This window comes from Microbacterium karelineae (genome assembly GCF_009745985.1).
Taxonomy (GTDB): Bacteria; Actinomycetota; Actinomycetes; order Actinomycetales; family Microbacteriaceae; genus Microbacterium; species Microbacterium karelineae.
Genome location: NZ_WFIX01000093.1, coordinates 1 through 225, shown reverse-complemented (window position 1 = coordinate 225; position 225 = coordinate 1). Strand labels below are relative to the sequence as shown.

The following is a 225-nucleotide window of genomic DNA, read 5'->3' as shown; positions in this document are numbered from 1 at the left end:
GCCGTCGAAGCGACGGTCCGATCCACGGTCATCACGGCGCGGAGCGCGCTCGTCCCGGTCGAAGCGACGCGGGGCGCGATCGCCGTCGAAGCGACGCTCGCCACGGCCGCCGCGGTCGGCTCCGCGGCTGTCGTCGAAACGACGCGGGCCGCGGTCATCGCGGTCGAAGCGACGCGGGCCACGGTCGCCGTCGAAACGACGTTCGCCGCGGTCATCGCGACGCGG

1 protein-coding gene is annotated in these 225 nt (G+C 75.1%); it reads left to right on the top strand.

The window, feature by feature from the left end; translation table 11 throughout:
* Positions 1–225, top strand: a 225-nt coding sequence (locus GB932_RS19050) for a hypothetical protein (RefSeq protein ID WP_197517208.1), incomplete at both ends; no start/stop codon positions are given.